Source organism: Actinomadura xylanilytica (assembly GCF_030283145.1).
In the GTDB taxonomy this organism is placed as follows: domain Bacteria; phylum Actinomycetota; class Actinomycetes; order Streptosporangiales; family Streptosporangiaceae; genus Spirillospora; species Spirillospora xylanilytica.
In genome coordinates this window covers 197998-223159 of record NZ_JASNWE010000005.1, presented here as the reverse complement: position 1 = coordinate 223159, position 25162 = coordinate 197998, and the positions used below count along the sequence as shown (strand labels likewise).

The 25162-nt window shown below is 72.8% G+C and carries 26 protein-coding genes; 9 read left to right on the top strand and 17 right to left on the bottom strand.

Features of this window, described 5'->3' with window-relative positions:
- Positions 1-216 precede the first annotated feature (216 nt).
- From QP090_RS30835 to QP090_RS30810, 6 genes are all read right to left on the bottom strand, one after another.
- Positions 217-687: a bifunctional nuclease family protein gene (locus QP090_RS30835; protein WP_285943054.1), complete on the bottom strand. Its 471-nt coding sequence runs from the start codon at positions 685-687 to the stop codon at positions 217-219.
- Between the two features lie 136 nt (positions 688-823).
- Positions 824-1552 carry a transcriptional regulator FtsR gene (gene ftsR, locus QP090_RS30830; protein ID WP_285943053.1) on the bottom strand — a complete coding sequence of 243 codons (729 nt, stop codon included), beginning with the start codon at positions 1550-1552 and terminating at the stop codon, positions 824-826.
- Between the two features lie 65 nt (positions 1553-1617).
- On the bottom strand, positions 1618-2157 hold the full coding sequence (locus tag QP090_RS30825; RefSeq protein WP_285943051.1) for an FHA domain-containing protein: 540 nt from the start codon (positions 2155-2157) through the stop codon (positions 1618-1620).
- A gap of 326 nt (positions 2158-2483) precedes the next feature.
- Complete coding sequence (locus tag QP090_RS30820; protein ID WP_285943050.1) at positions 2484-3209, bottom strand: DUF881 domain-containing protein; 726 nt, start codon at positions 3207-3209, stop codon at positions 2484-2486.
- Positions 3206-3538: a small basic family protein gene (locus QP090_RS30815; protein ID WP_285943048.1), complete on the bottom strand. Its 333-nt coding sequence runs from the start codon at positions 3536-3538 to the stop codon at positions 3206-3208. The genes QP090_RS30820 and QP090_RS30815 overlap by 4 nt, the downstream gene beginning before the upstream one ends.
- 37 nt (positions 3539-3575) lie before the next feature.
- Positions 3576-4556: a DUF881 domain-containing protein gene (locus QP090_RS30810; RefSeq protein WP_285943046.1), complete on the bottom strand. Its 981-nt coding sequence runs from the start codon at positions 4554-4556 to the stop codon at positions 3576-3578.
- A gap of 166 nt (positions 4557-4722) precedes the next feature.
- Between QP090_RS30810 and QP090_RS30805 the strand changes: the two genes are divergently transcribed.
- Complete coding sequence (locus QP090_RS30805; protein ID WP_285943045.1) at positions 4723-6342, top strand: ABC transporter ATP-binding protein/permease; 1620 nt, start codon at positions 4723-4725, stop codon at positions 6340-6342.
- A gap of 126 nt (positions 6343-6468) precedes the next feature.
- Positions 6469-7911: an aminotransferase class V-fold PLP-dependent enzyme gene (locus tag QP090_RS30800; protein ID WP_285943043.1), complete on the top strand. Its 1443-nt coding sequence runs from the start codon at positions 6469-6471 to the stop codon at positions 7909-7911.
- A gap of 253 nt (positions 7912-8164) precedes the next feature.
- On the opposite strand, the gene QP090_RS30795 is transcribed toward QP090_RS30800, so the two are convergent.
- On the bottom strand, positions 8165-10663 hold the full coding sequence (locus tag QP090_RS30795) for a mannose-1-phosphate guanyltransferase (RefSeq protein WP_285943041.1): 2499 nt from the start codon (positions 10661-10663) through the stop codon (positions 8165-8167).
- Entirely contained in the window at positions 10660-11355 is a 696-nt protein-coding gene (locus tag QP090_RS30790; RefSeq protein ID WP_432763101.1) for a CDP-alcohol phosphatidyltransferase family protein, read from the bottom strand. Before QP090_RS30790 ends, QP090_RS30795 begins: the two co-directional genes overlap by 4 nt.
- A gap of 163 nt (positions 11356-11518) precedes the next feature.
- On the opposite strand from QP090_RS30790, the gene QP090_RS30785 reads away from it, so the two are divergent.
- The gene (locus QP090_RS30785) at positions 11519-12055 is read left to right on the top strand and encodes an NUDIX hydrolase (protein ID WP_285943038.1); all 537 of its coding nucleotides are present in this window, start codon (positions 11519-11521) and stop codon (positions 12053-12055) included.
- On the opposite strand, the gene QP090_RS30780 is transcribed toward QP090_RS30785, so the two are convergent.
- Entirely contained in the window at positions 12045-13241 is a 1197-nt protein-coding gene (locus QP090_RS30780) for a sensor histidine kinase (protein ID WP_285943036.1), read from the bottom strand. The two genes, QP090_RS30785 and QP090_RS30780, sit on opposite strands and share 11 nt — an antisense overlap.
- A 62-nt stretch (positions 13242-13303) precedes the next feature.
- Positions 13304-13750 carry an ATP-binding protein gene (locus QP090_RS30775; RefSeq protein WP_285943035.1) on the bottom strand — a complete coding sequence of 149 codons (447 nt, stop codon included), beginning with the start codon at positions 13748-13750 and terminating at the stop codon, positions 13304-13306.
- Between the two features lie 170 nt (positions 13751-13920).
- Between QP090_RS30775 and QP090_RS30770 the strand changes: the two genes are divergently transcribed.
- Together QP090_RS30770 and QP090_RS30765 are read left to right on the top strand one after the other, a co-directional pair.
- Complete coding sequence (locus QP090_RS30770) at positions 13921-14775, top strand: helix-turn-helix domain-containing protein (protein WP_285943034.1); 855 nt, start codon at positions 13921-13923, stop codon at positions 14773-14775.
- The gene (locus QP090_RS30765) at positions 14772-14999 is read left to right on the top strand and encodes a DUF397 domain-containing protein (protein ID WP_285943032.1); all 228 of its coding nucleotides are present in this window, start codon (positions 14772-14774) and stop codon (positions 14997-14999) included. The genes QP090_RS30770 and QP090_RS30765 overlap by 4 nt, the downstream gene beginning before the upstream one ends.
- 20 nt (positions 15000-15019) lie before the next feature.
- Here the strand turns inward: QP090_RS30765 and QP090_RS30760 are convergent, their stop codons facing one another.
- From QP090_RS30760 to QP090_RS30745, 4 genes are all read right to left on the bottom strand, one after another.
- The gene (locus QP090_RS30760; RefSeq protein ID WP_285943030.1) at positions 15020-15670 is read right to left on the bottom strand and encodes a formylglycine-generating enzyme family protein; all 651 of its coding nucleotides are present in this window, start codon (positions 15668-15670) and stop codon (positions 15020-15022) included.
- On the bottom strand, positions 15667-15792 hold the full coding sequence (locus QP090_RS30755) for a hypothetical protein (RefSeq protein WP_285943029.1): 126 nt from the start codon (positions 15790-15792) through the stop codon (positions 15667-15669). The genes QP090_RS30760 and QP090_RS30755 overlap by 4 nt, the downstream gene beginning before the upstream one ends.
- Complete coding sequence (locus QP090_RS30750; protein ID WP_285943028.1) at positions 15785-16246, bottom strand: helix-turn-helix domain-containing protein; 462 nt, start codon at positions 16244-16246, stop codon at positions 15785-15787. Before QP090_RS30750 ends, QP090_RS30755 begins: the two co-directional genes overlap by 8 nt.
- Before the next feature lie 154 nt (positions 16247-16400).
- Positions 16401-16784 (bottom strand): zinc-binding metallopeptidase family protein, encoded by a 384-nt coding sequence (locus QP090_RS30745; protein WP_285943026.1) that lies wholly within the window; start codon positions 16782-16784, stop codon positions 16401-16403.
- Between the two features lie 28 nt (positions 16785-16812).
- Here QP090_RS30745 and QP090_RS30740 point away from each other — a divergent pair, with 28 nt between their 5' ends.
- The 3 genes from QP090_RS30740 (at position 16813) to QP090_RS30730 (ending at position 20717) form a co-directional block, all read left to right on the top strand.
- The gene (locus QP090_RS30740; protein WP_285943024.1) at positions 16813-17166 is read left to right on the top strand and encodes a hypothetical protein; all 354 of its coding nucleotides are present in this window, start codon (positions 16813-16815) and stop codon (positions 17164-17166) included.
- Between the two features lie 353 nt (positions 17167-17519).
- Entirely contained in the window at positions 17520-19355 is a 1836-nt protein-coding gene (locus QP090_RS30735) for an FAD/NAD(P)-binding protein (RefSeq protein WP_285943023.1), read from the top strand.
- Between the two features lie 57 nt (positions 19356-19412).
- Positions 19413-20717, top strand: a complete 1305-nt coding sequence (locus tag QP090_RS30730) for a putative PEP-binding protein (protein WP_285943015.1) — start codon at positions 19413-19415, stop codon at positions 20715-20717.
- Between the two features lie 96 nt (positions 20718-20813).
- On the opposite strand, the gene QP090_RS30725 is transcribed toward QP090_RS30730, so the two are convergent.
- The 3 genes from QP090_RS30725 to QP090_RS30715 form a co-directional block, all read right to left on the bottom strand.
- Complete coding sequence (locus tag QP090_RS30725) at positions 20814-21599, bottom strand: cation efflux transmembrane domain-containing protein (RefSeq protein ID WP_285943013.1); 786 nt, start codon at positions 21597-21599, stop codon at positions 20814-20816.
- Positions 21596-22012: an ArsR/SmtB family transcription factor gene (locus QP090_RS30720; RefSeq protein WP_285943012.1), complete on the bottom strand. Its 417-nt coding sequence runs from the start codon at positions 22010-22012 to the stop codon at positions 21596-21598. The genes QP090_RS30725 and QP090_RS30720 overlap by 4 nt, the downstream gene beginning before the upstream one ends.
- 179 nt (positions 22013-22191) lie before the next feature.
- On the bottom strand, positions 22192-22674 hold the full coding sequence (locus tag QP090_RS30715) for a hypothetical protein (RefSeq protein WP_285943010.1): 483 nt from the start codon (positions 22672-22674) through the stop codon (positions 22192-22194).
- A 442-nt stretch (positions 22675-23116) separates the two neighbouring features.
- On the opposite strand from QP090_RS30715, the gene QP090_RS30710 reads away from it, so the two are divergent.
- Positions 23117-25162, top strand: coding sequence for an outer membrane protein assembly factor BamB family protein (locus QP090_RS30710; RefSeq protein ID WP_285943009.1), 2046 nt, complete (start codon positions 23117-23119; stop codon positions 25160-25162).

Here is a 25162-nt window from a genome sequence, read left to right as displayed (position 1 = left end):
GCGGAGGTGGGCCCGGGTGCGCACGAGAGACCGGACGCCGGAGTCGGTGGGGGCTCACGGGGCCGGAACCGGCGGGTCGGGCGAGAAGCCCAGAGCGGCCGGTCGGGCGAGAAGGCCGCGGCGGACGGCCGGGCCGGACGGGTCAAGCTCCCGTGTCAAGTCTCCGGGGCGCCCCGCGGGGGCGGACTCCTGTGGGAGGGGTGGCCTGGCGGAGGGTCAGCCGGCGCGGCCGAAGTCATCGGGGGAGATCGTGTCGAGGAACTCGCGGAACTTCTCGACCTCGTCCTCCTGCTCGTCGGGGATGGCGACGCCCGCGTCCTCCAGCACGTCCTCGCTGGCGAAGATCGTGGCGCCGGTGCGCAGGGCCAGCGCGATGGAGTCGGAGGGGCGGGCGCTGACCTCGACGCCGTTGGAGAAGACCAGGTCAGCGAAGAAGATGCCCTCGCGGAGCGCGGTGATGTTGACGGTGCGCAGCTGGACGCTCAGCGCGTCGAGGACGTCGCGGAACAGGTCGTGGGTGAGCGGGCGCGCGGGCAGCACGCCCTGCTGGGCGAAGGCGATCGCGGTGGCCTCGACCGCCCCGATCCAGATGGGCAGGTACCGATCGCCGTCCGTCTCCTTCAACAGGACGATCGGCTGATTGGAGGGCATCTCGACCCGGACGCCGACGACCTCCATCTGCTTCACTGCGGCTCCCTGCTGGTCGCTTTCCCGATCACCACGTGCCCGGATCGACTCCTGACCGAACCCTGTAGCCAACGTACACCCCGCCTCGGACGGCGCGCGGCGCCGCCGGCGGGGCAAAAAACACCGCGGCCCGCGATCAGGGGTCGAGGCTTTCGCGGAGCCCCATGGAGACCAGGGCGGCGTGCAACCGGACCGACAGCGCGGCGATCTCGCGGGCGGTCTCGGCGGCCTCCTCGTGGGCGCCGGGGCTGCGGCGGCGGAGCTGGGGGGCGACCAGCTGCTCGACCAGGGCCACCTGCCGGTCGGCCGCGGCCTTGATCGTGCGCAGGTGCCGGACCTCCAGCCCGAACGCGCCGAGCGCGGCGGCGGCGCGGGCGACGCCGAGGGCCTCGCCTCCGTAGTGCGCGCCGCTGCGCCGGACCAGCCCGTACTCCTCGAGCCGGGCCAGCATCTCCTCGTCGACGCCCGCGCCGTCGAGGAGCTGGCGCCGGGTGAGCCGGACCGCGGGCTCGTCGGCGGTGGTGTCGGCCGCGACCAGCGTGCGCTCGCGGCGCGGGGCGGGTTCGCCGCCGGTGCGCCGGGGCGGGGTCTGCGGCACGGCCTCGCCGTTGTCGCGGGCCTCCAGGTGCTGCCGGATCACCCGGAGGGGGAGATACCGGTCACGCTGGGCGGCCAGGATGTAGCGGAGCCGGTCGACGTCGGCCTCGCAGAACTTGCGGTACCCGGACGGGCTCCGCTGCGGCTCGACCAGGCCCTCCGCCTCCAGGAACCTGATCTTGGAGATCGTGATGTCCGGGAAGTCCGCGCGCAGCAGCCCCAGGACGTCCCCGATCGTCATCAGCGACCGGGCTGCCTGCGCGCTCATCGCCCCACCCATCGTCGCGACCCCGTACTCCCCCGTTCTGCCCGCACTGTGCTCCGGCCGCCTGGTCAGCCGTGCTGCGGGTTGGTCAGGAACACCAGGCGGAACTTGCCGATCTGGACCTCGTCGCCGCCGGACAGGCCGGCCTGGTCGATCCGCTGCCGGTTGACGTAGGTGCCGTTGAGGCTGCCCACGTCGCTGACGGAGAAGACCCCGCCCTGCACCGCGAACTCGGCGTGGCGGCGGGACACGGTGACGTCGTCCAGGAAGATGTCGCTCTCGGGGTGGCGGCCCGCCGACGTGCGCTCCTTGTCGAGCAGGAAGCGGCTGCCGGCGTTGGGCCCGCGCCTGACCACCAGCAGCGCCGTCCCGGGGGGCAGCGCCTCCACGGCGATCTGGTCGGCACCCGCGGGCTCCTCGGCGGCCGGGGCGTCGGTGTCGAGCGCCTCGATGCCCTTGATAGAGATCGTGGAGGTGGACTCCCCGGGGGACTCCCGGGGAGGTGGGGACGAGGGGCCACTCCGGCTCAGCGGAGTGCCACAGTTCGAGCAGAAGCGGGCATCATCCGGGTTGGCGTGACCGCACTGCGTGCAGTAGACGCTCGGCATCGATCGGCTCGGCCTCCTACCATCGGCGTGCCGCCCGCGTCCCCCCGTACCGGCGGAGCCGCCTGCGCCACGCGCATCCATCAACCAACCCACGCCGGGGACCCGCCCCCGACCACGGTCCGACTCGCCGCCCGCTTTCCCGACGGTTGCCGCAACTTACGCGGGTAGTACCCGAGGGGTCAACTGGAACGGCCTGCCGGCCGACCCCCAAGCTACCTTCGACAATGATCGCAGGTCTACGCCGCCGCGCGGACCGCGTTCCGTCACCATTGGTGACGGCCCGGCCTCCGTCCGCGGCACCGGGTGCCCCGCGCCCCCGTCGCCCCTCACCGAGACCGTATCGCGCTGACGGCCATCCGTGTGCGCGGGGTGATCGAGACGGCGGCCCCGGCGGCCTCGAGCGTCCTGACGACGCCACCGGGGATGTTCAGGGCCGTGGTCATGGTGTGCGGGTCGCCGATGGCCAGGAAGCGGTACGGGGGCCGCAGGAGGCGGCCGTCGGCCTCGATCCCGCCGGCGGCGTCCAGGAAGTAGGTGCCGGCGCCGGCGCGGACGTCGTTGACCTGGATCACCTCGGCCCCGGAGTCGCGCAGCTCCTGGAGGCCATCCAGCAGGTTCACCGAGCGGACGGCGGTGCGCGGGTCGGTCACCAGCATCTCGATGCCCGGCCCCTCGGCGGGCAGGGTGCCGGCCAGCAGCCCGTAGGTGGTCGCCCGCTTGCGCGCCTCCTCCAGCGCGGTCTCGCCCTGGACGTCGCGTTCGAGGTCGCCCTTGGTGTCCTCCAGCTCGCGCAGGTCGCCGCGGAGCCGCTCGGAGCGCTGGCCCAGGTCGGACAGGACCCCCACCAGCTCGTCCTGGCGGGCGGTGGCGAAGGTGGTGTCGCGCTTGTTGGACTGCACCTGGGCGACCACGGCGAACCCCAGCACGAGGCACAGCAGGCCGCCGGCGAGCTGCCCCCAGGTGGTGCGGGGCCGCAGCAGGTCGATCAGCCCCGCGAAGCCCCTCGGCGGGCGTTCGGCGGGCGCGTCGTCCGGTTCGGGCGCGGCGGTCATGCGCCGAACAGCTTCCGCCGGATGGCCGCCGCGTTGGAGAAGATGCGGATGCCGAGGACCACCACGACGCCGGTGGAGAGCTGGGAGCCCACGCCGAGCTGGTCGCCGAGGAAGACGATCAGCGCGGCGATGATGGTGTTGCTGACGAAGGAGACGACGAACACCTTCTCGTCGAAGATCCCCTCCAGCCGGGCCCGGACGCCGCCGAACATGGCGTCCAGCGCCGCCACGATCGCGATCGGCAGGTAGGGCTGGAGCCACAGCGGCACGGTCGGCTCCAGCACGAAGCCCAGCACCACCCCGGCCACCAGGCCGATGAGCGCGATCACCCTCGGCCCTCCTCTCGCCCGGTCACCGTGTCCCCCGTCACTGGCCGCCCCCGTCCCCGTTCCCGCCGTCCTGCCCGTCGCCCTGCTCCTGGGGCCGCGCGTACCGCGGTTGCAGCGCGCCCGCGGCGGGCAGCCGCACGCGGTCCGCGCGGCGGGTCTCGTACCGGATCCGGTAGCGGTCCTCCAGGAGGCGCAGCCGCCGGTCGGCGGCGGAGTCGCGGAAAGCGTCCCGGACGGCCCCGGCGTCGCCGAGGGCGGTCACCTCGTACGGGCCGGTCAGCGGCCGGTAGTCGACCAGGATCGCCTCTCCGGCGGTGCGGATCGCGGTGGTCGCCGTGAGCCGCTGGCCGTTGACGCCGATCGCGGTGGCCCCGGCCGCCCAGAGCCCGTTCACCAGGATCTGGAGATCCTGATCATAGACCCGGCCGTCCTCGGCGCCCCGGCCGTCCCGGCCGGGGCGCGGGGCGTCGTCGAGGGTGACGACGAAGGCGGGGCCGGACGCGGGGGTGGCCGCGGCGGCGGCGCCCGCGGCGGCGAGGTCCTCGCGCGCGTGCCGTCCCGCGGTGCTGCGGGCCAGGGCCACGGCCCGCGCCCGCTCGGTCTCGGCCCGCAGCCGGTCCAGCCGCCGCTGGAGCTCGTCGCTCTCGCCGGTGCGGGCCCGGATCTCGTGGACGAGCCGGGACCGCTGCTCGGCGGCGACCGGCTCGCTGCGCCGCACCTCGGCGCCGGTCACCGCGACCAGCACGCCGACCAGTGTCAGGACGAACAGCACGCCGGCGCCCCCGAGCCGGCCGCGGCGCGGGGCCGGGGCGGCGCCCTCGGCGGCGCGGCGGGCGGCGGCCTCGGTGTACCCGGGGTCCAGGACCTTGCCGGCGAACAGGTCGGACAGCAGCGACATGGACGCGTCGGGCCGCCGCCATCCCCGCGCGGGGCCCGCCCCGGACGCCCCGGACGCCTTGGCGGGCTCGGCCGGGCTGTGCGCCTCGTCCGGCCCGGGGGCGCGTTCTGGTCCGCTCACGGCCCCATCATGGCAAGCACCGCCAAATCGCGGCGCAGGTCAACGGCGGGCCGGGGGCGGCGCGGCGCGGCGCGGCGGGCTGCGGCCCGTACTGGACTCGGCGACCACGTTCGGTCATCGTTCGTAGCGGCGGGCGGCGCGGGCGACCTACGGGGAGTGGCCGGAGATGATCGAGGTAGTGGCGGTCGGGCAGCGGGCGGACGGCGGGCGGCGCACGCTGCGGGACGTGTCGCTGACGATCGGGACGGGGCAGCTCGTCGCGATCATCGGGGGCAGCGGCGCGGGCAAGACCACGCTGCTGGACGCGATCGCGGGCGTGCGGCCCCCGGCGGAGGGCGAGGTCCGGTACGACGGCGACCGGGGCGCGCTCGGGTACGTGCCGCAGGACGACATCGTCCATCTGGAGATGCCGCTGCGGCGCACCCTCCGGTACGCGGCGGGCCTGCGGCTCCCGGCCGGGACGGGCGCGCGGGAGATCGACCGGGCGGTGGACGCCGCGCTGGAGGCGCTCGCGCTGACGGGGCTGGCCGGGCAGCGCGTCGGGTCGCTGAGCGGCGGCGAGCGCAAGCGGGCCAGCATCGCGGTGGAGCTGCTCACCCGGCCGGGGACCTTCTTCCTGGACGAGCCGACCTCAGGCCTCGACCCGGCCACGGCCGCCGACCTGATGCGGCTGCTGCGCGGCCTGGCGAACTCGGGCACCACGGTGGTGCTGACGACGCACCACGCGCCCGACGCCGCCGTGTGCGACCGGCTGGCGGTGCTGACGCCGGACGGGGCGCTGGCCTTCTTCGGCTCTCCGGACGAGGCGCGGGCCCGGTTCCGGGTGGACGCGATCGAGGACATCTACCTGCGCCTCGGCGAAGCGGAGGCGCCGCAGGACTGGGACCGGCGGTTCGGCGGCGCGTCCGCCGCCGTCCCCTCCTCGCGGCCCGCGGCGGAGCCGCAGGCGCCGCCGCCGGGACGGCCGGTCGGCGCGGTGCGGCAGTGGCTGCTGCTGACCCGCCGCAACCTCGACCTGCTCACCCGCAACCGGCTCACGCTGGCGGTCCTGGCGGGGTCGCCGGTGATGGTGCTGGTGATGTTCGCCGTCCTGTTCCGGCCGGGGGCGTTCTCCCCGCAGGCGCCGAGCCCGTCGGCCACGGTCATGATCCTGTTCTGGATCGCGTTCGGCGGGTTCTTCTTCGGGCTGACCTACGGCCTCCTCCAGATCTGCACGGAGCTGCCGGTGCTGCGGCGCGAGCGGCTGGCGGGGCTGCGCGCCGGGCCGTACGTGCTGGCGAAGGCGGCCGTGCTGCTGCCCCTGCTGGCCGTGGTCGACGCGCTGATGCTCGGGGTGCTGCGGGCGCTCGAGCGGCTCCCACGGGCCGACTGGGGGACGTACGGGGGGCTGTTCGTCACGCTGCTGCTGTGCTCGGTGGCTGCGCTCGCGCTCGGGCTGCTGGTGTCGGCCGCCGTCACCGACCCGGCCCAGGCCACCATGGCGCTGCCGATGCTGTGCTTCCCCCAGGTGCTGTTCGTGGGGGCGATCCTGCCGGTTCCGGTGATGGCGGCGCCGGGTCGGTGGCTGAGCTACGCGATGTCGAACCGCTGGGCCTTCGAGGCGCTGGGCCACAGCCTCGGTGTCGAGCGGCTGTGGGCGGCGGGCGGCTCCCCGCTGGGGCCGCCGCTGCTGGCCTCCTACGGCGGGACGTTCTCCAGGGCGGTGGGCGTCGACTGGGCCCTTCTCGGCGGCTTCACGGTGTTCTTCCTGGCCGCCACCTGCCTCGTCGTGGCCCGGCGGACCTGACCGGCGAGGGGACCGGGGCGGCCGGAAACCTGCGAGGCCGATAGAGGCCATATCGAATCTTTGTCGACATTCACCCGGCATTCGGATCACCCTGGTGGGAACGGCGATTCTCGCTCGGGGGGCACCATGGGGACCACGTCCGGATCCACCCTCGGCGCGATGCCGGGGCACCCCGGCGGCGCGGCGGAGGACCGGCTCGACGAGCTTCGCGCGGCCGAGTACGGCTATCTCGACGCCGAGGGCCACGCCTACCTGGACTACACCGGCGCGGGCCTGCCGGCCGACGCGCAGCTCCGCGCGCACGGCGAGCGGCTGCGCGGCCACTGCTACGGCAACCCGCACTCGGAGAACCCCACCTCGGCGGCCTCGACGCGGCTCGTCGAGCAGACGCGGACCGCCGTGCTCGCCTTCTTCAACGCCTCCCCCGAGGAGTACGCGGTCGTGTTCACGGCGAACGCGACCGGCGCGTGCAGGCTGGTCGGCGAGGCGTACCCGTTCGAGGACGGCGCCCGGCTGGTCCTCACCGCCGACAACCACAACTCCGTCAACGGGATCCGGGAGTACGCCAGGGCGCGCGGCGCCCGCGTCACCTACGTCCCGGCATGCCCGCCCGACCTGCGCGCGCGTGAGGAGGACGTCGTGGCCGCGTTCGGCCAAGGGGCGCCGGACGGGCGCCGGGGGCTGCTGGCGTTCCCCGCGCAGAGCAACTTCACCGGAGTGCAGCACCCGCTGAGCTGGGTCGGCCTCGCGCACGAGCGCGGCTACGACGTGCTGCTGGACGCCGCCGCGTTCGTGCCCGCCAACCGCCTCGACCTGAGCGAGGTGCACCCGGACTTCGTGCCGGTGAGCTGGTACAAGGTGTTCGGCTTCCCGACCGGCGTCGGCTGCCTGGTCGCGCGGCGGGAGGCGCTGGCGCGGCTGCGGCGTCCGTGGTTCGCCGGCGGGACGATCCAGGCGGTCAGCGCGCTCGGCGGATGGCACGTTCCCGCGGGCGACGAGACGGCGTTCGAGGACGGCACGCTCAACTTCCTCGCCATCCCCGACGTAGCGTTCGGCCTGGACTGGATCACCGCGATCGGCCTCGGCCCGATCCACCGGCGGGTCGCCCGGCTGACCGCCCTGCTGCTGGAGCGGCTGACGTCCCTGCGGCACCCGGACGGGACGCCGCTCGTCCGCCTCTACGGGCCGTCCGGCGCGGAAGGGCGCGGCGGGACGGTGGCGTTCAACGTCCTGGACGCGCGGGGCCGGGTCGTCGACGAGCGGATCGTCGCCCGCGACACCGCCGCCGCCGGGATCTCGATCCGCACCGGCTGCTTCTGCAACCCGGGCGCGGGCGAGGGCGCCTTCCGCATCGGCGCCGGCGCCCTGCGCGGCGACCTCGGGCACGGGACGCGGTCGCTGGACGAGTACCTGGAGCTCCTCGGCCTGCCGAGCGGCGGGGCGGTGCGGGCCTCGCTCGGGCTGGTCTCCAACACCGCCGACGTGGGGCGGCTCGTCGGGTTCCTGGCCGGCGCCTACACCGGGAGCGTGCCGGACACGTCCGGCCTGGCCCCCCGCGAACGCTGCTAGGCCGTGTTTCCAAACGCCCGGCCCGGCGTCCTCGCCTAGGGCTCGGACGCCGACCGTGCTCGGGCGAGCGCGACATCGCTCCGCGATCTGGCCGATGGGGCTCGCCTCCGGCTTCGCCCCACCGGCCAGATAACGCGCTCGCGCGACGCCCGAGGCACTTTGAGACAGGCCCTTGCACCTGTTTCCAAGCCCGGCGCGGCCTCTGCGTGTTCCGGGTCCGCGGGCGCGGTCTCCGGGGGTCGTGGAGACCTCTCTAGGCCCCGGCCTGCTCGATGACGGCGGCCCACTCCTCCAGGAGAGCCTGCGCGGCGTCGGCGTCGGCGCCCTCGGCCCATAGATGGGTGACGGCGTCGGCCGGGTCGGGCAGCACCAGCACCCAGCCGCCGTCCGCCTCGACGACCCGGACGCCGTCGGTGGTGTCGATCTCGCGGCCGCCCGCCGCCTCGACCACGTGCCGCATCACGCTGCCCTTGGCGGCCCACGGTGTCGGCACCGAGCGGCGCAGCAGGTGCGCGGCGGGGATCCGGCCGTCGATCTGCGACAGGGTCAGCCGGGTGCGGGCGACCAGCCCGACGAGCCGGACGAACGCCGCGATCCCGTCGACCGTGCTGCTGAACTCGGGCATCAGGAACCCGCCGCGGCCGTCGCCCGCGAGGATCACCCCGGGGCTGGACGCGGCCTTGGTCAGCACGTCCTGGGAGGTGGAGGTCCACTCGACCTCGACGCCGTGGGAGCGGCAGACCCGCTCGGCGACGCGGGTGGTGGTGACCGGCAGCGCGACCCGCCCGGTCCGCCGCTCGGCCGCGACCAGGTCGAGCATCACCAGCAGGGCCCGGTCGTCGGGGATCAGCTCGCCGTTCTCGTCCACCAGGGAGATCCGCTCGCCGACCGGGTCGAACCGGACGCCGAACGCGGCACGGGAGGAGGAGACCAGCTCGCCGAGCCGCTGGAGGTCGCGCATCCGCTCGGCGAGGGTCTCGGTCGGATTGACCTCGTCGAGGCCGCCGTTGCGGGTGAGCACCTCCACCCCGCCCTGGCCGAGCAGCATCGGCAGCACCAGCGCGACGGCGCCGCCCGCGCAGTCCAGCACGATCCTCAGCCCGGCCTCGCGGACGCCGCTGATGTCGACCCGGCGCAGCAGGTCGCGGGTGTAGGTCTCGATGATCCGGGGCGGGTAGTTGAGCTCGGCGATCTCACCGGGGAAGGCCCGCCGGTACTCCTGCCGCCCGTACACCCGTTCCAGCTTGCGCTGGGCGCCCAGCGACAGGTCCGAGCCGGCCGCGTCCAGGAACAGCACGTCGATGCCCTGCGGGTCGCCGAGCGTGGTGCGGATGTAGATGCCGCCCGCGCAGTCCTCCCGGGCGGTCTCGAAGCGCGCCACCGGCAGCGGGCACGCCTCCAGGTCCTGCACGTTGATCGCGCCGGCGGTGAGCGCGCTGATCACCGCGCGCTTGAGGGTGCGCGCGCCCCGGGAGGCGTCCCGTCCGGTGACGACCGTGGTGCCCTTCTTCAGCGTGGTCGCGTACGCGCTGGCGAGCCGCACCGCGAGCTCCGGCGTGATCTCCACGTTGATCAGGCCGGACACCCCGCGCGGGCCGAACAGGTTGCGCTGCCCGCGCGACTCCCAGATGACGCTGGTGTTGACCACCGCGCCGGCCTCGATGGTCTTGAACGGGTAGATCTTGACCTGGCTGGACACGTACGCCTCGGCCTCGATGACGCACTCGTCGCCGATGACCGCGCCCTCCTCGACCCGGGCGCCGGACATGATGTCGGTGTTCTTGCCGACCACGCAGCCGCGCAGGTTGGTGGACGGGGCGATGAACACGTTGTCGTGCACGACGGCGCGGTGCAGGAACGCGCCCTCCTTGACCACCACGTTGCTGCCGAGGACGGTGAACTCGCGCAGCTCGACGCCCGCCTCGACCTTGGCGTAGTCGCCGATGTAGAGCGGGCCCTTCAGCACCGCCTCGGCGTCGACCTCGGCGCCCTCGCCGATCCACACGCCGGGCGAGACCTCGAACCCGTCGATGCCGACGTCGACGAGGCCGTTGAGCATGTCGGCCTGCGCCTTGAGGTAGCTCTCGTGGGTGCCGACGTCCTCCCAGTAGCCGTCCGCGACGTACCCGAACATCGGCGCGCCCTCGGCCAGCAGCCTCGGGAACACGTCGCCGGACCAGTCGACGGACTCGCCCGCCGCGACCCGGTCGAGGACCTCGGGCTCCATCACGTAGATGCCGGTGTTGACGGTGTCGGAGAACACCTGCCCCCAGGTCGGCTTCTCCAGGAACCGCTGCACCCGGCCCGCGTCGTCGATGATGATGATGCCGAACTCGAGGGGGTTGGGGACCCGCTTGAGCCCGATGGTGACCATGGCGCCGTTCTCCTCGTGGAAGCGCACCATGTCGGTCAGGTCGATGTCGGTGAGCGCGTCCCCGGAGATCACCAGGAACCGGTCGTCGCGCAGCGCCTCCCCGGCGTTCTTGACGCTGCCCGCGGTGCCGAGCGGCACCTCCTCGGTGGCGTAGCTCAGCGACATGCCGAGCTCCTCGCCGTCGCCGAAGTAGTTGCGGATCAGCGCGGCCAGGAACTGCACGGTGACCACGGTCTCGGTGAAACCGTGCCGCTTGAGCAGCCGCAGCACGTGTTCCATGATCGGCCTGTTGACGAGCGGAAGCAGGGGCTTGGGCTGGTTGGCGGTCATGGGACGCAACCGCGTCCCCTCGCCTCCCGCCATCACGACGGCCTTCATCGGGGGGTCTGCGCTCCCTTCTGCTCACCGGCCGATGGACCCGGGTCCGGCGCGGGGCCGGAGCGGGGGTTCGGGTCGGGGCCGGGGGTCGGATCCGGGTTCGAGTCAGGGGTCGGGTCAGGAGTCGGGTCGGGGTTCGGATCGCCGTTCGGGCCGGGGTCCGGCGGCGCGACGCGGTCGGCGCGCACGAGCTGCCCCGTCTGTGTCCAGTAGAGGACGGCCGCCCACCAGTACAGCGCGGTGCCCCAGATGGCGAAGGACCAGCCGGTGACCTTCGCCGCGGTGGCGACCCCGCCGTCGTGGTCGCCGAGCAGCAGCAGCGGGAAGGCGTACAGCAGGCACATCGTGCCCGCCTTGCCGATGAAGTGCACCGGCAGCGTGCCGCCGTAGCCGAGCCGCCGCACGATCGGCGCGATCGGCAGGATCGCGAACTCGCGGGCGACCAGCAAGATCACCAGCCAGAGCGGGATGATGTCGCGGATCGTCAGGCCGACGAGCGTGGCCAGGATGTAGAGCCGGTCGGCGGCCGGGTCCAGCACCATGCCGAGCCTGCTGGTCTGGTTGAGCGCCCGCGCGAGCTTGCCGTCGAGCCAGTCGGACAGGCCGGCGAACACCAGCAGGCCGAGCGCCCACCAGTCGGCCTCGGCCAGCACCAGCCACAGGAACAGCGGGACGCCGAGCAGCCGGGCCATGCTCAGCAGGTTGGGCACCGTCCAGACGCGGCCCGACACCTCGTCCGGACCGTCCCCGGGCGTCTTGCCGACCTCAGCGCTCACTGCGGTGCCCGCCTCCCCTGTCCCCCATGATCCTGACCCTACCGGTCAGATTGCGAAAGCCCCCGATAGCGTCCGGGGCATGCGATGGACGACGCACGGCGAGAGACCGGTTTACGACAGCCCCTGGATGAGCGTGCGGCTGGCCGACGTCGAACTGCCCGACGGGCGGCGGTTCGACCACCACCTCCTGCGGGTCCGGCCGGCCGCGTGCGTGGTGGCGATCGACGCCGGCCGGGCCCTGCTGATCTGGCGGCACCGCTTCATCACCGACCGGTGGGGCTGGGAGATCCCGGGCGGCCGGGTCGAGGAGGGCGAGGAGCCAGGACCGGCCGCCGCCCGCGAGCTGCTGGAGGAGACCGGGTTCCGGGCCGGACCGATGCACCATGTTTTGGACATCCGCTCCTCGCCGGGCGTGCACGACGGCGTCCACCACGTCTTCCGGGCCGAGGGCGCCGAGCGGGTCGGCGAGCCCACCGACGTCGAGGCGGAGCGGATCGAGTGGGTGCCGCTGGCCCGGATCCCGGAGCTGGCGGCCCGCGGCGAGATCGGCTCGGGCTCCACCCTGGCCGGGCTGCTGTACCTGGTCGCGCGGGGGTGCGACGGCGTCACGTCCTGACGGTCCGGGCGCCGCGCGGCGCCGGGACGCCGTCCGCCGCCGGGCCCACCGGGAGGGTCGCGACGACGGCGAACCCGCCGCCCGCGCACGCCCCGGCGTCGAGCGTTCCGCCGACGCTGCGGGCCCGTTCGATCATGCCGAGGACGCCGAATCCGCCGGGCGCCCCGCCCGCCGGGCCGCGGCCGTCATCGGCCACCCGCACCACCAGGTCGCCGCGCACCCGGGTGAGGCGGACCTCGACGGCGGCAGCCCCGGCGTGCTTGACGACGTTGGTCAGCGCCTCCTGGACGATCCGGTAGGCGGCGACGCCCACCTCCGGCGGCGGGGCGTGGCTCTCGTCGACCAGCTCGACCTCCAGCCCGGCGGCACGTGCGGCGGCCACCAGGTCGGCGATCGCCGCCGGGCCGGGCAGCGCCCCGGGTCCGGGGTCGGCGTCGTCCGCGCCGCGCAGCACCTGGAGCGTGCCGCGCAGCTCGGTGCGGGCGTCGCGGCACGTCGCGGCGATCGCGGCGAGCGCGTCCGCGAGCTCGGCCCGGTCGAAGGGCCGGTCGCCGCCGACCAGATGCGCGGCGGCGCCCGTCTGGACCCCGATCACGGTGATGCTGTGCGCGAGCAGGTCGTGCAGGTCGCGGGCGATGCGCAGGCGCTCCTCGGCGACGCGGCGGCGGGCCTCCTCCTCGCGGGTCCGCTCGGCCCGCTCGGCCCGCTCGGTGATCGCCGCGACCCGGGCGCGGTGGCTCCGGAACACCTGCACCGCGATCACCGCGGCGACGACGGCCTCGATCACCGCGACCTGCTCCAGCGCGGTGCCCCCGCCCGCCCGCATCGCGAAGCCCGTCCCGCACAGGAACAGCAGGAACCCGGCCACGGTCAGCACCAGGCGCACCCGGCGGCCGAGCACCGCGTACGCGAACAGCGCGATCACCTCGGCGGGCACCGCGGCGTGGTGCTGGTACTGCAACAGGTGGAACGGGACGGCGAGCGCGACCAGCACGGCCAGCCCCGGGGCGGGCCACCGGCGGATCACCGCGAGCGGGACGTGCGCCGCGACCAGCAGCGCGGCACCTCCCGCGTCCAGCGCGCGCACCCCCGGCCACGCCATCGCCGCCGCCACGGCGCACGCCGCCAGGACGAGCGCGAGCGCCGCGTCTCGCGTCTGGGCGTTCGTCCGGGGCACCGTCACCACGCCCCCATCCTGCCCGACCGCCGCGCCCGGCCGGGCACTCCCCCGGACGGGCGCCGCCGGACTCAGCCGCCGCCCAGGTCACGGCGGTGCGCGGGCGAGCGGTGCGCGGGCGCCAGGAACTCGGCCCACACCACCGTCCGCGCCCCGGCCTCGTCGAACCCCCACCGGTCGGCGAGCGCGCTCAGCAGCAGCAGTCCGCGTCCCCGCTCGCAGAACGCGTCCGGTTCGGGGGGCCGGGAGCGCGGGCGCCGCCCGTCCGCCCCGTCGTCGGTCACCTCCGTCCGCACCAGGCCGTGCACCCCGCGCACCCGCACGGTGACCCAGCCGCCTTGTCCGGACGCCGTATGCAGCGTCGCGTTCGTGAACTTCTCCGTCAGGCACAGCCCGATGTCGTCCAGCCGTGGATGCGCCGGGCCGAGGATGTCGCGGGCGAACACCCGCAGATACCGGGCCGACCTTCCCTTTCCGGGAAGGGTGATGCTGCCGAGCACACTGAGTTCGTTCGCCATGAGCCGAGCCGTCCCGCGTCCGTTTCCGATGTCGCCGGACACGTTCGCCGCCGGACGCGGCCCCCGGACCCCGTTCGGGCACCGTACGAAGGATCTCCGGCCTGAAGCGTCAGCGGACTGAACCTTCAGTTCCGTGGCAGCCCGATCGCGGAGCGTGAAAGCGTGAGGTCATGGCCCACCCGAACCGGCCCTCCGTGCGCTTCCGCCGCATCGGCGGCGCGCTCCGGCAAGCCCGCGAGGACGCCCGGCTGACCATCGACACCGCCAGCCGCAGGTTCGGCCGCTCCCCCGACTGGTTCAGCACCGTCGAGAACGGCCTCCACCTCATCCGCGTCGACGACCTCGGCGAGCTCCTCGACTTCTACGGCATCACCGAGGGCCCCCTCCGCGACTCCCTCATCCACCTCGCCGCCCAAGGCCGCCGCAAGAACTGGACCCGCGCCTTTCAAGGCCGGATCTCTCCGGCCGCTCTGGACCTCGCAAGTTTGGAAGCCGATTCCGCTTCTATCCACACCTTTCAGCCCAACCTCGTCCCCGGGCTGCTTCAGACCCAGGACTACACTCGCGCGGTCATGGCGGCCGGACTCCCTGGAGCGGTAGAGGACATCGACTCACTTGTGGACTTCCGGATGGCCCGCCAAGCCGTGCTCAACCAGCCCGACGCACCACGGTACGACGCCATCATCAGTGAATCCGTGCTGGGGCATCAGGTCGGAAACCCCTCGATCATGCATGGCCAACTGATGCACCTGGCCCGAGTCGCAACGCTGAGCCACATAGGGCTACATGTGCTCCCCAACTCCGCCAGCGCATACCTTTGGATTTCCGTGCCATTCAATATCTTCACACTGCGACCGCCCGGCCAGTTGACCGTGGTTGTAGCCGATCAAGTCACTCAATTCGCATTTACGGAAGATGATGCGGGGGTGGAGGCGCACAACGAGATCTATGATCATCTACTCTCTGTCACTCTCGATCAACCCCGATCGCTAGAGGTCATCCAGCGGCTAGTGTCGGATTCATGAGAGAAACTGATCTGCTCCACACTCCCTGGCGGAAGAGCAGCTACAGCGGCGCCAACGAAGGTGAATGCGTCGAGATCGCCCCTGCCGGACGGATGGTGGCGGCGCGGGATTCGAAGGATCCGTCCGGGCCGGTGCTGTGCTTCGGGACGGACGCGTGGCACGCGTTCTGCGGCCAGATCAAGAGCGGCGCCTACGACCTGGCGGCGGGGTTCAGCCGCGTCTGACAGTGTCCGGCGCGGTCCCCTCACAGGGAGCGGACGAGCCGGAAGCCGAGGTCGTCGATGCGCAGGGTCGGGTGGCTCTTGCGGCGGCACGAGGCACGGCATCCCCGCGGAAGGTCGTGCGCGCCGCCGCCGCGGAAGACGCGGTACGGGCCGTAGACGCCGGGGTCGTAGAGGTCCCAGCACCACTCCCACACGTTGCCGATCATGTCGTGCAGGCCCCACGCGTTCGGCGCCCTGGTCGCGACGTCGTGCACCTGGCCACCGGAGTTCCCGCGGTGCCAGGCGATCTCGTCCAACTCCCCGTGGCGGACGCCGGTCGTCCCGGCGCGGCACGCGTACTCCCACTCGGCCTCGGACGGGAGGCGGTAGCCGTCGGCCTCCCAGTCGCAGGCCGCGTCCAGCCCGTCGGGGTCGTCTCCGACCGAGTAGCACGGCCGGAGCCCGGACGTCCGCGACAGCAGGTTGCAGAACCGGACCGCGTCCAGCCAGGAGACCTCGGTGACCGGCGTTCGCGGCCCGGCCGGGCTCGCGGGCGCCGCTCCGTGAACGGCGCCGTACAGCTCGCGGGTCACGGGAGACGGCGCCATCCGGAAGCCCGCGACCTCGGCGTTCCAGGTCGTCTTCGTGCCCTCGTCCCGCAGGACGATCCGCCCGGTGGGGATCTCGATCATGGGACGGCGCGCAGCCGGGCGACGATCAGGTGCGGCGCGTCCTGCTCGGTGACCAGCGGCGGCCCGTCCGGGTCGCACATCAGCACCGGCACCCCGGCGCGTTCCCGGATCACGTCAGGCATCGCCGGCCTCCCCGGCGAGCAGGCCGTTGTCGCCCTCGACCACCGCTTCGACCAGGCGCAGCAGGTCGGCGGTGGCGGCGGCGCCGCCGAGTATCACGATCTTCATGCGGTTCCGCTCCTCGTCGTGGACGGTCTGGACGCGCAGCGGCTGCGCGCCGTCGCCACCGGTGCCCGTCCCGGCCAGGACGAGCGTGCCCAGCCGGTCGGCGGCGGCCCGGTCGACGCCGTCGACCTGCACGATGCTCGACACCTCGACCGGCGCTGCGGCGGTGGGCCGGGCCGGGGCCGGACGCGGCCGTCCGGTCAGCTCGTCGAGGTCGGCGCGGGCGATCCGGTACTGCTTGCCGATCCGCACCGCCTTGAGCCGTCCGGCGCGGATGTAGCCGCGCACCGTCCGCACGTGCAGGCCGAGCAGCTCGGCCACCTGCTCCACAGAGTACATTTCTTCCGTCATCGCTCCTAATATAGGTCACATAGGGAGTGATAGGGAAGTTTGCCACCACTGGCGGCAAGAGTCACTTCTGGTTCGAGGGGATCTTCAACAGCCGGGGTCATGCCGCCGGAGCGAACCTGGTGCCCGTGACGTTGGAGCCATGTGCAGCGGGGCCTCAGGGGCCGAGCCAGGTGAGGGCGGCGGTGACCATGGCGGTGATGCCGGTGCCGAGCGTGGGATCGATGACCGGGGCGAACTCGGCCGAATGGTTGGACGGGATGTCGCGGTCGGCCGTACCGGCCTTCAGGGCGGCCTTGAACGTGTCCGAATCGGTGCCGCCGAAGATCCAGTAGCAGATCGGGACGCCGGCGGCGGTGGCGATCTCGCCGACGTCCTCGCTGCCGGTGACCGGGCCCGGGTCGATGACGCGGTCCGCGCCGAAGCGGTCGCGGAACGCCCGGACGGTGCGGTCGACCGCGTCCGGGTCGTTGACCAGGAGCGGGAAGTCGCCGATCGCGGTGATCTCCGGATCGCGCTCCGCGCCGGACGCGGCGGGCACGATCCGGTCGACGGCCGAGAGGATCGCCGTGCGGGTCGGCTGGGCGTACGACCGGGTAGATGCCCGTGGCGGTGCTGGCGTACGGGAGCCCGGTCCGCTCGGCGACGGGCAGCGCGTCGAAGTCGGCGCGCAGCAGCACGGCCGGGCCGTCGCCGTTGCGCAGCAGCCCGGTGACGCCGGTGCGGCCGACGCCGGTGGTGGTCTCCAGGCCGAGGCCGCGGAGCCTCCGGGCGATCTCGGCGGCCGTGCGCTCCTCGGCGAAGGACAACTCCGGATGGGCGTGCAGGTCCTTGTAGAGCGCGGTCAGGCCGGGCCGGATCCCGTCCAGCCGGGCGAGGACCGCGTCGGCGTTGGAGGTCATACCGTCCTCCTGCCCGGTTGATCATGCACTGCCCCGCCCTCCCCGGGCGGAGGCGGATATGTGGATCGACCACACGGCGATGACGGGGCGTGCCGCGGCCATTACCGGGCTCCACCATGCGGATCTTCGTCCTGCACCCGGAGAAATAGGGACCTATTTCCCCCGAGTAGGCAGAGCGAAATCGGATCGGCTCGATCTCCATGAAGCGGTCACGGTCGGTGGCATACCGTTACCGTCCGATTCCTTGCCACTCTTCGGGCCTTTGAGTCATTGAGCCCGCACCATGATCCAGGATACGCTCGGGCAGCGGTAAACCTGCCGCAGACCGATCGGCGCGCGGGGGTGGCACAATAGACTTCTCCAGTCCCCGAAGAGTGGTCATCGTCGGAGCCGGCTTGGGCGGCACCGCCACCGCCATCCGCCTCTTACAGTTCGCCCGTGAGCCTTTACAGGTGGTGGTGATCGAGCGGCGGCCCGAATACCGGAGCGCCGGGGTGGCCTACCACCCGGCGGGCAACCACTGGCACCACGTCTTCAACATCCAGGCGGGCCGCATGTCGATGTTCCGGGAGGACGTCGACGATTTCGTGGCCTGGGCCAATGGCGAAGCCGACCGGACCGGCTGGCCCTCGGAGTGGAGCGGCTCCACCTTCACCGAGTCCGGACCGGCGCCCCGGCGGCTCTACGCCGACTACCTCGCCACCCGCCTCGCCGAGGCCGCCCGCGAGGCCCCGGACGGCGTGACGCTGCTCGAAGTCGACGGCGAGGCGGTCGACATGGCGGTCGGCACCGGCCGCGTGCAGGTCGTCGTCGAAGGCCGTTCCCCGCCGCGCACGGGACCGGGTCGGATGACCCTCCACGCCGACCACGTCGTCCTCGCCACAGGTCTCGAGGAACGGGACCTCCCGTTCGCGGCCGGCGTGAGAGACCACCCTTCGTTCGTGCGGCACCCCTACTCCGAGGCGGAGATCGAGCGGGTCCTCGGCCTCCGGCAGGACGCCGTGGTCGCCATCGTCGGCACGCTGCTGAGCGCCTACGACTCGGCCTCGCTCCTCCTGCGGCGTGGCCATACCGGGCCGATCCACATGATCTCGCGTTCCGGTCTCACGCTCCGCACCTACCCTTCGGACCACCGGCACCACGTCCTCAGCCTGCCGACCCCACGGCTGCACGCCGACGGCTACGAAGGCCGCGACGAGCTCGTCCGGCGTTTCAGGGACGAATGGGAACGGGCGTGCGCCATCGTCGCCCGGGAGCATCCCGCCGTGGCACCCGCGGTGGTGACCGAACGGGTCGCCAAGTCCTGGGAGCCCCACCTGCCCGAGATCCTGGCACGCGTCCCCTCACCCGATCTCCATGCGCTCCTGGACCGCTACGGGAGCCTGCTGGCCACGCTGCGGGTGAGCGCCGTCGCGTACATCACCGAGTTCGTCGACGCCGCGATCGAGGACGGCGGGCGGATCGTCCTCACCACCGGGAAGGTCGACGAGATCGTCGGCACCGAGGCCGGCACCCTGAGGCTGTCGGTGTCCGGGGCCGCGGCGCAGACGATCGAGGCGGATCTGGTGATCTCGAACTTCGGGCGGGAGACCGACTACGAACGGGTCGGCTCGGCGCTCTGGACGAACCTGCTGCGGAAGGGGATCGCCGTGCGGCACCGGCGCACCGGGCGCGGCGTCGAAGTGGACGGCTGCGGCGTCCTCCTCGGGCCGACCGGCGCCCGCTCCGGGCCGGTCACCGTGGTCGGCGGGCCGCGCGAGGGCGACGAGATCGTGCGGTACGGCCGGGTGGGCGCGTTCGCGTTCAACCTCGCCGCGATCAAGAACCATTCGGTCGGAGTCGCCGCGACCGTGCTGCATCAGCTCGAGTCCTGCTACGACGAACAGGCCGACGACGTGGCCAAGACCGTGACCGACGCGGAGGACCGCCAGGTGCGCGCGGCCTTCGCCCGCTCGGTCCTGCTCGATGTGCACCGCATGGCCGCTCGGCGCCGTCGCGACCGCGAAGCCTTGACGATCCGGCTCGAGGAGAGTCTCGACACCGTTCGCGGCGCCATGACCGGCTACGGCGAAGCCCCCATGGCGGACCGCGCGCTGCGGTTCGTCGTGAACACGGCCGCCATGGCCAAGCTCAACGACCTGTCCGTGACGCCGCGGGGCCTCCGTTCGCTGCTCGGGCTCGATGAGCCGCCGGAGCCGGATCAGCGGTAGTCCACGTTGGCATTCGAGAAGGTGCGTCGCCGTCTCGACGGCTGCCAGCCTCTAACCATGCTCTGCCCGGATGAGACGGATCGCGGACCGCGTCGAACCGGCCCCGGACCAGCCACCCGGGAACTGGTGAGAGAGAGGACGCCCGTGAGCCTTCGCGAAGTACCAGGGGTATTGCTCGTCGATTCGCACAAGCGGTCTGTTCGCGGCCCCTGCAATCGCAGCGGGAAGCCGGTCGACGGTGCCATTCTGGTGGTGGATGCGCTCGGCCCCGAACTCTACGAGGCCATCGTCGGCTGTTCCGCGGTGATCTGCGCGAGAGGCGGCCGGACCGGCCATATGCAGTCCCTCTGCCGTTCGCGCGGAATCCCCGTCCTTCGGATCGACCCGTCCGAGCTGGATGCGCTCGACGACGAGGTCACCCTTCTACTCGATCGCGAGTCGGTCGTCCTCGGCGGTGCCGAACCCGTGATGCGGGCGCCGGAGCCCCCCGCCGCGACCTTCGGCGACATCGAGTCCATCTGCGTGGTCATCGCCGACGCCACCGACATCCGGTCGACGAACGCTCTCGCACCGCGCGTCGAGCACGCGGACTCGTTCTTCATCCGCGAGGAGTTCCTCTGCTTCTCCGCCGCCCTGAGCCCGATCGACGCGCTCCGGGCGGGGGTGCGCGAGGCCGAGCGGTACGGCGCCGCCGTCGCCTCGGAGCTGTGCTCGATGGTGGACGAGCTCCTCCCCGGCCAGCGCCTGATCATGAGACTGCTCGACCTCCGCTCGGACGACGCCGCCAAGATCACGACCGGCGTCCGCGTGGACGACGAGCCGAACCCCGAACTCGGCCGCCACGGCGCCAGATGGCTGCTGCACGAGCGCCACTACCCGCATGCCTTCCAGGCGCTGCGCACCCACGTGCGGGAACGCCTGGGCGCCGACGCGGACCGGTTGAGCTTCGCGGTCCCGTTCATCAACGACCGGGACGAGTTCCTGCGCCTGCGGCAGTTCCTCGGCTTGGGGGACGACACCCCGCTCGGCGTCTTCGTCGAGACGCCGGCCGCCGTGCATTCAGCAGCCGAGTTCTGCGCCGCTGGAGCCAGCGAGCTGTTCGTCGGCACCAAGGACCTGATCCAGTTCTACCTCGCCGCCGACCGAGGCAACCACCTGGTCTCCTCCGTCTACCAGACACGGCATCCGGCCGTCCTGGCCGCACTGCGCGAAGCCGTCGGGTCCGGCCGCGACGCCAGGGTCCCGGTGCACGTGTTCGCGCTGGGCGTCGACCTGGACCACTACGTGCAGCACCTTCCGACACGCAGGCTGATGATGTGCACCGCCGAGTTGCAGCAACTCGCCGTGCGGGCGGCGGCTTAGCCGACGCCGGCATCTCGGCGGCGTGGGCCGCTCGCACGGGGGCGGGCATCGCGCGGAAGATCATCTCTCGGAGGGGGTCGCGGTCGGTGGCCTCGGTCAGGAGCAGCAGGCGCAGCCGGGCGCGCACGTCGCGCAGGCACCGGCCCGGTCGGGGGCGTCGACGGAACCACAGGCAGTCGCGGCGTCCCGGCCGTGGGGAACCGGGCGAGGGACACGGTGAGGGGCAGAGCCGGGAACGGGTTGGGGAAGGGCGCAGCAGGTGTCGCCGCGCCAGGCCTGGCGGCCTTCCTTGACCGCGACGGCGGCGATGACCAGCGCGGCGATCGGATCGGCCCAGGACCAGCCGAACAGGCTGTTGACCGCCAGCCCGAGTAGCAGCACGCCCGAAAGGTAGGTGCACAGCAGGGTCTGCTTGGAGTCGGCGACCGCGCTGGCCGATCCGAGCTCGCGGCCGGCGCGGCGCTGAGCGTGCGACAGGAACGGCATGATCGCCAGGCTGAGGGCGGCCAGCACCAGTCCCGGCGTGGAGTGCCCGGCTTCGCCGCCGCCGGCGGCCAGGCCGCGCACCGCGTCGACGCCGACGTAGGCGGCCAGCGCGAAGAACGACACCGCGATGATCCGCAGCGCCCGCTTCTCCCGCCGCTCCACCAGGTCGGGGTCGCGCGCGGAGAACTGCCAGGCGACCGCCGCCGCCGAGGCGACCTCGATCACCGAGTCCAGCCCGAACGCCACCAGCGCCGCCGACGACGCGACACTCCCCGCCGTGATCGCCACCACGGCCTCGACCACGTTGTAGGTGATGGTCGCGGCCACCAGCCACCGCACCCGCCGTGCCAGCACGTCCCGCCGCCGCGCGGACGGCCCCGCCGTCACCGCCGTCACGACCTCACCCGCGCCGGGTCGCCGACCGCTGCGGCCCTGCCTTCGGCGCTGCCGGTGGAGGTAGTGGCGGTGCCGTAGGTGGGGCACAGCGCCACCGCCCGGTCGGTCGCGGCCAGCAACTGCTCGGCCGAGCGCAGCAGGTCCGGCAACTGCGGGGCGGCGATGAAGTAGAACGACTGGCGCCCCTCGGCCCGGTAGTCCACCAGCCTGCAGCCGCGCAGGCACCCCAGATGCTTGGACACCGTCGACTGCGCCAGCCCCAGCTCGCGGGTCAGGTCCACCACCCGCGCCTCGCCGCACGCCAGCCGCTGCACGATCGACAACCGCACCGGGTCGGCCAGCGAGTGGAACAGCGCCGCGGCGGGCGCGAGCCCGTCCAGCGAGGTCATTCTACAATCGGAATCAATCACCATATGGCGATGATATTCCACATCTGGGTACGGTCAAGAGGTGACCGGTGGCGATGGCCCTGGCCAGCGGGAGGCTCGGCGCCGCCCTGGGGCGCGGGGCCGGGCTGCGGAGATCGAGGCGGGGGTTTTGGCTGTAGCGAGACCCCCGCCCCCACTCGGGAGTGTCGACCTCCTCGAGCACATCAAGAGGCTCTGGGGTCGGCCGGCGATGTGGAGGCGGTGAGGAATTCCCTCGAATCCCGCTTCCATATCAGGATAAGGGCGATCAGACCGCAGGCCCAGGTGAGAATGGCGATGCCGTGGTTGATGTAGGACTTCGTCCCATAGTCGTACTTGGAGACCGCGTTGGAGACGATCGTGATGACGACGAAGGCCGTCGACACGGTGAACAGACCGAACAGGACGCCGGCGGCGATACGGACATAGGAGCGGCCTTGACGTGCATGAACAGCAATGAGGCACCACAGGCCGATCTCCATCAGAAGGAAGGCCATGTCGACGAGTTTGAATCCCCGAACAGGGGCGCCGATGTACAGATCAACCAATTTCAAGTGCAATCCAAAGGCGGTCAGGCCAGCGGCCGCCAGCATGACTCCGAACGCGAGCGTAATACTGGAAGGACGCACGGAACCCTGACAAAAGCGCTCGCGGAACATGGAATGCATCAACTTCCTCCCGGATGGCTCGCAGCGGTGCCCTGGTTGGATGCCACCGAGCAAGACCAGGTTCGCGGATCCAATGCTCCAAAACGCGACGAGGGGCAGCTCTCCGAAGAGGAGGCCGCGGCCCTCACATGGCGGCAGCCACCCCGGTCGGGCACTCAGAGGCCGACAGAGGGGAAGGGCGCCGGGGAGCCCGTTCGGGGAGCCCGCGCCGGTCGGTGTGCGCCGACCCGGCCGGACCGTCCCGGACGGTTCCCCTGCTCTCTTCCCTTGTCTGTGCAGGTGGGTGGCTCCCTGGTCGACTCCCCCGGACGTGGCGGTACAGGCCTCTTCAACGCCGCGTTTATCGGATCGATAACGCGACGCGGGATGATCTCTTGCTCCCGCCGCCCGTCCGGGCTGCGGGGAGGTCACCCTGCCCGGAGAGGATGCGATGGATCGGCTGATGACGGAGGATCCCCGGTGGGTCGGGGGGTACCGGGTACTCGGCCGGCTGGGTGCGGGCGGTATGGGCACGGTGTATTACGGGACGTCGCCGTCGGGGCTGCCGGTGGCGATCAAGGTGATCCATGCGCAGCAGGCCCAGGAGCCGTCGTTCCGCAGCAGGTTCGCTCGTGAGGTGACCGCGGCGCGGGCGGTGAGCGGTGCGTTCACCGCGCCGGTGATCGACGCCGATCCGGAGGCGGCGACGCCGTGGCTGGTGACGGGGTATCTGCCGGGGATGTCGCTGAATGAGGCGGTCAAGGCATGGGGGCCGTTTCCTGTTCCGGCGGTGTTCGGTCTGGGGGCGAGCCTGGCCGAGGCGCTGGTGTCGGTGCATCAGGCCGGGATCGTGCACCGTGACCTCAAGCCGGGCAATGTGATGCTCGCTCCGGACGGTCCCCGGCTGATCGACTTCGGCATCGCGCACGCGTCCGACACGGCGGGCATCACCCAGGCCGGAACGGTGATGGGCTCGCCGGGGTTCCTCGCGCCGGAGCAGGCGGTGGGCGGCACGACCGGCCCGCCCGGCGACGTGTTCGCACTCGGCTCCGTCCTCACCTTCGCCGCGACGGGCCAGAGCCCGTTCGGGCGGGCGGGCGGCGCCGAGGCGCTGATCTACCGGGTCGTCCACGACGAGCCGATGCTGGGCGGCGTCACCGATCCGGAGTTGCGTTCGCTCATCGCGGCTTGTCTGGTGAAGGATCCGGCCAAGCGGCCCAGTCCGCGTTGGTTGCTTCCCCGGCTGGCGGCGCGGGCGCCCGGTCCTGAGGCGTTGCAGGGCACCGGCTGGCTGCCGGATCCGGTTGCCGAGGGCATCAGCCGGTCGGAGGGCGCCGTCCCGTCGCGGGGGCCGGGTAGGCGCACGTTGCTGCTGGCCGGGCTCGGGGCCGTGGCCGTTCTTGGGGGCGGCTCCGCGACGGCCGTCGCGTTCGCCCGGTCGGGCGATGCGCGCAAGACCGTCCCCACTCCCCCGCCGCCGGCCGGGAACACTCCGACACCGGCGGCGGCGGTGATCCCCGTGCCCACAAAGGGCAAGCGACTGTGGAAGCGCGATGCCGGCGTCGACCCCTACAGCGGGCTGACGGTCGCGGGCGACACCATGTGCGTGGGCGGCGACCAGGGGAACCTCATCGGCCTCAAGACCGGTGACGGGAAGCGCCGCTGGGGGCACCGAACCGGCGGCCGGGGCGCGGGCGCCGCCACCTGGCGGCAGCCTGTGGCGTCGGGCGGCGCCTTCTACGCGGGCTGGGCCGACGAGCGCGGACCGCTGTACGCGTTCGACGCGGCGACGGGCGCGGAGCGGTGGCGGGCACCGATGTCCCACGACGTCCGGACGCCCACGGTGGGCGGCGGCCTCGTCTTCGTGGGCTCGGGCGACGGATTCCACGCCGTGGACGCGGCGACCGGGAAGGCGCGATGGCAGCGTCCCATCGGCGGCGTGCTCACCTCCACGCCGTGCTTCGACGCGGGCACGGTCTTCGTCGACACGCAGGACGGCCTGTATGCGCTGAACGCCGCGTCCGGGGCGACCCGCTGGCACTGGAAGGGCGGCGGCGGCCGTCCGTCCGCCGCGCGGGCTCCGGCGGCCGGGGGCGGACGGGTGTTCTTCCCCGACGCGAAGGGGACCTTGCACGCTCTCGACGCCAAGACCGGCAAGGAGCTGTGGACCTATGCCGGCGGCGCCTCGGTCGGGCTGCCGACGCTGGCGGGGCAGGCCGTCTACGTCGCCGACGGGAGCGCGAACATCGCCGCGCTGGACGCCGCGAACGGCGCCGTCCGCTGGCTCTGCCCGACCGCCGGCAAGGAGATCGGCCGCCCGTGGGCCGCCGACGGCATGCTCTGCCTCACCGTGGACGAGGACGCGGTGGGCATCCAGATCGTCACCGGCCACATCCGCTGGCGAGCGGCCCTCGGCTCCCGGGTCCGTGGGGACGCCTCGGCCGCCGGCTCGTACTACGTCGCCTGCGAAGACGGCGGCGTCCACGCTTTCACTGTGAAGGGGGCCTGA

Bases quoted from the DNA above. Each gene is read 5' to 3' on its own strand.
- ftsR (WP_285943053.1), bottom strand. From the start codon at position 1,552: ATGAGCGCGCAGGCAGCCCGGTCGCTGATGACGATCGGGGACGTCCTG.
- QP090_RS30825 (WP_285943051.1), bottom strand. From the start codon at position 2,157: ATGCCGAGCGTCTACTGCACGCAGTGCGGTCACGCCAACCCGGATGAT.
- QP090_RS30820 (WP_285943050.1), bottom strand. From the start codon at position 3,209: ATGACCGCCGCGCCCGAACCGGACGACGCGCCCGCCGAACGCCCGCCG.
- QP090_RS30805 (WP_285943045.1), top strand. From the start codon at position 4,723: ATGATCGAGGTAGTGGCGGTCGGGCAGCGGGCGGACGGCGGGCGGCGC.
- QP090_RS30800 (WP_285943043.1), top strand. From the start codon at position 6,469: ATGGGGACCACGTCCGGATCCACCCTCGGCGCGATGCCGGGGCACCCC.
- QP090_RS30795 (WP_285943041.1), bottom strand. From the start codon at position 10,663: ATGAAGGCCGTCGTGATGGCGGGAGGCGAGGGGACGCGGTTGCGTCCC.
- QP090_RS30790 (WP_432763101.1), bottom strand. From the start codon at position 11,355: ATGGCCCGGCTGCTCGGCGTCCCGCTGTTCCTGTGGCTGGTGCTGGCC.
- QP090_RS30785 (WP_285943038.1), top strand. From the start codon at position 11,519: ATGCGATGGACGACGCACGGCGAGAGACCGGTTTACGACAGCCCCTGG.
- QP090_RS30775 (WP_285943035.1), bottom strand. From the start codon at position 13,750: ATGGCGAACGAACTCAGTGTGCTCGGCAGCATCACCCTTCCCGGAAAG.
- QP090_RS30770 (WP_285943034.1), top strand. From the start codon at position 13,921: ATGGCCCACCCGAACCGGCCCTCCGTGCGCTTCCGCCGCATCGGCGGC.
- QP090_RS30765 (WP_285943032.1), top strand. From the start codon at position 14,772: ATGAGAGAAACTGATCTGCTCCACACTCCCTGGCGGAAGAGCAGCTAC.
- QP090_RS30760 (WP_285943030.1), bottom strand. From the start codon at position 15,670: ATGATCGAGATCCCCACCGGGCGGATCGTCCTGCGGGACGAGGGCACG.
- QP090_RS30755 (WP_285943029.1), bottom strand. From the start codon at position 15,792: ATGCCTGACGTGATCCGGGAACGCGCCGGGGTGCCGGTGCTGATGTGC.
- QP090_RS30750 (WP_285943028.1), bottom strand. From the start codon at position 16,246: ATGACGGAAGAAATGTACTCTGTGGAGCAGGTGGCCGAGCTGCTCGGC.
- QP090_RS30730 (WP_285943015.1), top strand. From the start codon at position 19,413: ATGCTCTGCCCGGATGAGACGGATCGCGGACCGCGTCGAACCGGCCCC.
- QP090_RS30720 (WP_285943012.1), bottom strand. From the start codon at position 22,012: ATGGTGATTGATTCCGATTGTAGAATGACCTCGCTGGACGGGCTCGCG.
- QP090_RS30715 (WP_285943010.1), bottom strand. From the start codon at position 22,674: ATGCATTCCATGTTCCGCGAGCGCTTTTGTCAGGGTTCCGTGCGTCCT.
- QP090_RS30710 (WP_285943009.1), top strand. From the start codon at position 23,117: ATGACGGAGGATCCCCGGTGGGTCGGGGGGTACCGGGTACTCGGCCGG.